Annotated in this window: 3 protein-coding genes; all 3 read right to left on the bottom strand. The window is 35.3% G+C overall.

What is annotated here, in order from left to right; translation table 11 throughout:
* On the bottom strand, positions 1-205 hold a 205-nt coding region (locus P9X27_06905), incomplete at its 3' end, for a hypothetical protein (GenBank protein MDP8254103.1).
* A 442-nt stretch (positions 206-647) separates the two neighbouring features.
* Positions 648-1,619 carry a hypothetical protein gene (locus tag P9X27_06900; GenBank protein ID MDP8254102.1) on the bottom strand — a complete coding sequence of 324 codons (972 nt, stop codon included), beginning with the start codon at positions 1,617-1,619 and terminating at the stop codon, positions 648-650.
* Positions 1,620-2,029: 410 nt separating this feature from the next.
* Positions 2,030-4,336: an NAD(P)-binding domain-containing protein gene (locus tag P9X27_06895; GenBank protein ID MDP8254101.1), complete on the bottom strand. Its 2,307-nt coding sequence runs from the start codon at positions 4,334-4,336 to the stop codon at positions 2,030-2,032.
* Positions 4,337-4,822 lie beyond the last annotated feature (486 nt).

The following is a 4,822-nucleotide window of genomic DNA, read 5'->3' as shown; positions in this document are numbered from 1 at the left end:
TTTGATCTAACTCAGCAAGGTTAAGACCACTCAAATCTTCAAGAGCTTGCGATCCATCTTCTAAATTGCTAGAGTTTAGCTGAACAATAACTCTAGTTAAGTTCGGCTGCCCCTCTTCATCTCTCCTCGCATTAGCAGGTTGACATAAAATTAGAATAGAAATAAAAACTAGACATCCAAATAAAGTACTTTTACTAAATTTCATTTTGATCTCCCTCGTTAAAAATAAAGTTTATATACCATTATCTTTTATAGCCTATGTAAGATTTATACCATATTTTACCAACTTGTCAAATAACTTTTGAAATTATTTTATTTTGTTTGTTTCAACAAATACTTTCAAGTGTCCAAAAAGTGTCCAGAATAGGGGGCAATACAGGGTAATAGGTGGTAATAGACGGTAATACAGGTAAGTCGCTAACTAACTGATTTTAAAGAGTATTTTACTTAAACTGCTGAATTAATTAAAGATATGATTTTGGCTTGATTCGGAACCCCATTCAGGCGCGCTAGCCATGCTGCGCTACGCCCCGCTAATCTAAACCACTGAAAAATAAGGTAGCAAGGAATTCCAAATGCGTCAATATTCAAAATTTGATTAAGGAGATAATTAAAAAGTTGTTTCACTAAGATAGATTGTTCTTCTACTAGGACAACTCTAGATTCTTCCTAAGCCATTCTTCGGGATTTTTCTTCTTTACAGCCTCCATGCAAAGCGAACTAGTTGCCCCAAAGTCTTCGTATGCTCCCAATAACTTCATTACTAGAGGCATATTTGTAGTCAACCATTCCCGAGGATTGTTATAGTTTATTACCGCACGCATAGCATCGCTTAAACTTATCTCAAATTCTTCAGCTAAATGTCCAGCTAGAGGCACATTTGCATTCAACCATTCTAGGGGATGACTATGCCTTGTTACAACATACATAGCATCACCTAAGCTTATATCAAATTTTTCAGATAATTGTCCAGCTAGAGACACATTTGCATTCAACCATTCTAGGGGACTGCTATAGTCTATTACAACGCGCATAGCATCGCTTAAACTTATCTCAAATTCTTCAGCTAACCATTGTATATCTTGCCAAGAAACAAGCTTTTTTAATAAAGTATCTACCTGAACTTGGGTAAATTGATGTATCGGATTATCATAGTAACCATTGATTAATTCAACTATTCTATCTGCAAGTGGAACAAGATTTAATGCCCTCACATCTGCTGTTGAAAAATTATCTATACCAAGTAAAAAGCTTCTTATCTCTTCTGTTATTATACCTGCTGATTCCAGCTGCTCTAAGGTCCCAGAATTATTCCTCACTAAACTATTAGAAACAATTTCCATATAATCTATCAACTTTTCTCTCCATGGAGTATCTTCTGTAATATTACCTATAACTGATTTTAATAATTCTGTTATTAAAACTTCCCTTATCTGTGTTCGATGCTGAGATAATGGCCCTCCCCTTGCCCCTAGATCATCCTCTACAGAAACAAATCTTCCTGGAATCTGAGAAATTGTTTTAGTTCTTCTGGCAAAAGCAGAAGAAGATAAAAAAACAATAGAGCTCATAAAAATAAAGCACACCAATGCAGTGGTTCTTAATTTACTGTATTTCATTTCAGTTTATCCAAGCTCCTCTTGTTACACTATTAGTTTTATAAAGCATATAATAAGTATACCACACCCTTGCCACTTGTCAAATAACCCCTCCCTCTTTTAGTGTCCAAAAAGTGTCCAGAATAGAGGGCAATACATGGTAATAGACGGTAATAGGTGATAATACAGGTAAGTCACTAACTAACTGATTTTAAAGGTGATTTTACGTAAACTGCTGAATTAATTAAAGATATGAAATTGGCTTGATTCGGAACCCCATTCAGGCGCGCTAGCCATGCTGCGCTACGCCCCGATAAATACCTGTATTAGTTTAAAGATGGTAAAAGGAAATGGCAAGAGGAAATATGCGTTTGATAAGATTATCCTGGCTAAGCTACTCCGAATAATAAACAAACATATCTAATCTAATTCTATTCTGCAGACTCTAAAATAGCATCGAATGCAGGAGTTGGTGTATTTAAACTGCGGGTAATCTCATCAAGCCACTCGATAGAACTTACACCAACACCAAGTCCTTGAGCTATATTGTTAAATGCAGTTTGAACATCTTCACCTGTTTGAAAATGAGCACCTGCTAATCCTACTAATTGAGACCTTATTACTGAACCATTCTGCCAAACAGTACTTAAGTTGGCTAATCCCTGAGTATCTATATTATATTCTGATGCAGCTATCACTTCATAGCCTTCTTTTAAAGCCATCAACCAACCATATGTAATAGCTGATAACATATTCTCTACAAATGCTTGCTCTTCTATGCTTATCTTCTCTGAACCAACACCTAAAGCATTACAACGCATCTCTGATGTTATCTCTTGGGATAACTCCTCATAGCGATGTGAACCCATCTTATTTCTTATTAAAGCTATAAAGCTAGCTGCAAAATCTCCTGGAGCAATATGATAATCTTTTAGATCAGTCTCTCTAGAATCAATACGTGCTTGCAAGGTAGCATCTAATACAGGTATTGCAATCTCTAATCTCATAGCATCTTCTTGTGTCCATGTCCCAGTACTTCCTTCTAGGATATGTGGGCCGACCATTGAAAAAACATCATCCTCTGCAACCTCTAAAGCTAATTCCATTATCCAAGAGGAGAGATTACTATCCTGTAAACCACCTATAACTTCAGCTAACTTTTCTTGATTCCAACCAAAATAGTTAGCCAACACTTCGACTCCTTCAGCTAATATTTGAAAAAATGAGTACTCTATACCATTATGCACTGACTTCACAAAATGTCCCGATCCAGCTTCTCCAAACCAATTATACCCATTCTCTATCCCTAAGGCTTTAAACACAGGCTGGCATTGCTGATAAGCCTCCTGATTACCGCCGACCATAATAGACATATTTCCTGCTGCAGCAGTACCACCACTTGTCCCAGCACCTAAAAGAATAATGCCTTCCTCTAAAAGTCTTTCTGCTCGAGCTCTATGTAAGATATGATTTGAATTACCACCATCTATTATAATATCACCTTCACTTAGTAACCCTTGTTGCTTTAATTCTATAATTTTATCAATATTTTCATCAACAGGTGCGCCATGAGGAACCATAAGCCAAATTACTTTTCTACCTTCACCCATTCCTTTAACCATTGATTCTAAATCAACTGCTGAAGTACCTATGTCAGCCTCATCAAACCCCTCTATCGTCTCACTATTTATATCAGTACCAAATATAGTAATGCCATTTTCAGAGATAACTTTTGCCATGCCCATACCCATTGCGCCTAAACCAACAAAACCGATTTGAGTAACAGCTGAAGACCTATATTCACTCAATGCAGCTTCATCTATAATCTGCATCCACTCCTCATCCATCCATGGTCTAGATTCAACTATAGCCAAAACATTTACTAGCATTCTTTTTGATTCAACCGTCAATTCATTTAAAGAGAATCCCCCAAAAATTTCAATTCTAGTATAGTTAATCAAACGATCAACATTAAACTGGGGGGGTAAAATAGAAGCTTTAAAGGCTAAAATCACAGGAGTATATTTATCTACTCTTTTTTGAGTCTCAACACTCATAATCTGATTTAGACTGTCTAACTCCATCGTTGGACTATCATCATCGCTAACAAAACGACCATTTATCCTGTTCTCTGGCCTTGCCCAATAAACAGCTCTCATAAACTGCCCTGTAACATTAGCTGCTACATCTTGGTCACCCATAATTCCATTGCCGTTTATAATATCAATTAAAAGCCCGAGAATCCTCCCTTGAAACACAACCTGGCCTTTTAACACTTCTACTTCATAGCCTAATACTCCAAAACCTTCCTCAGAGCAGGCAATACGATAATTATAAAACCATAACAAATGCTGAATTAAAAACTTTCCTATTTCATCATCTGAAGATGTACCTACAGGTAATATTACATCGGCAATAAATCTCTTGTCTATAAAATCCAATAAAATTGCTTCATTTTCTAATGCAAATATTAAAAAATCTATATCATCATCATTTAAAAGTATCTTTTGATCTAATTCTTCTAATTGCGAAACTATATAAGGATTGACATTTTCCTCTCCTACTCTTTCATGAATTTCTTCTAATTTTTGAATCACATTGCTTGTATCCCAAAGTTCGATAATTTTTGCAATATTTACAACAGAAGAGTGTTTATACTGAACTCTACGTGCTACAGCAGGCAATGAGATACATAAAAATAGAACCAACATTGTAAAAAATGCTCTTTTTTTAACCATTTTTCTATAACTTATTTATACCATATAATTTCATACTTTCTAAATCTACTTATTATTAAAAAAATAGAATCGCATAACCTGCTGAATTAATTAACGATGTAAAATTAGCTTGATTCGGAACCCCATTCAGGAGCGCTAGCCATGCTGCGCTACGCCCCGATACAAGATAGTATATTAACAACGACTGTGCTATTGGTCAAATGAAACTACTTTGGGATATCAATAAAGAAAAGCCCGCCAATATTAAAATTTCACCAACAATTATTATTTTAACTGTGGCATTCTATCTTAGGCCTCAATGCAATGCATTCTCGACATATGCTTACGAAAACTCTACCTTTAGATAAATCTTTCTGCCATTAAAAGAAACCTCTGATATCTCTACAAAATTCTCCCTAAATTTGTTTGCATAATTAAAATATGTTATATTTATAACTAAGGGGAAGAAAAAACATGTTTAGTAACTTAAGAAAATTAGTAATCTTT

It is taken from the genome of Candidatus Kaelpia aquatica, assembly GCA_030765335.1.
Taxonomy (GTDB): domain Bacteria; phylum Omnitrophota; class Gorgyraeia; order Kaelpiales; family Kaelpiaceae; genus Kaelpia; species Kaelpia aquatica.
Note: the sequence above shows the minus strand (reverse complement) of the source record. Positions and strands in the feature narration are given on the sequence as shown.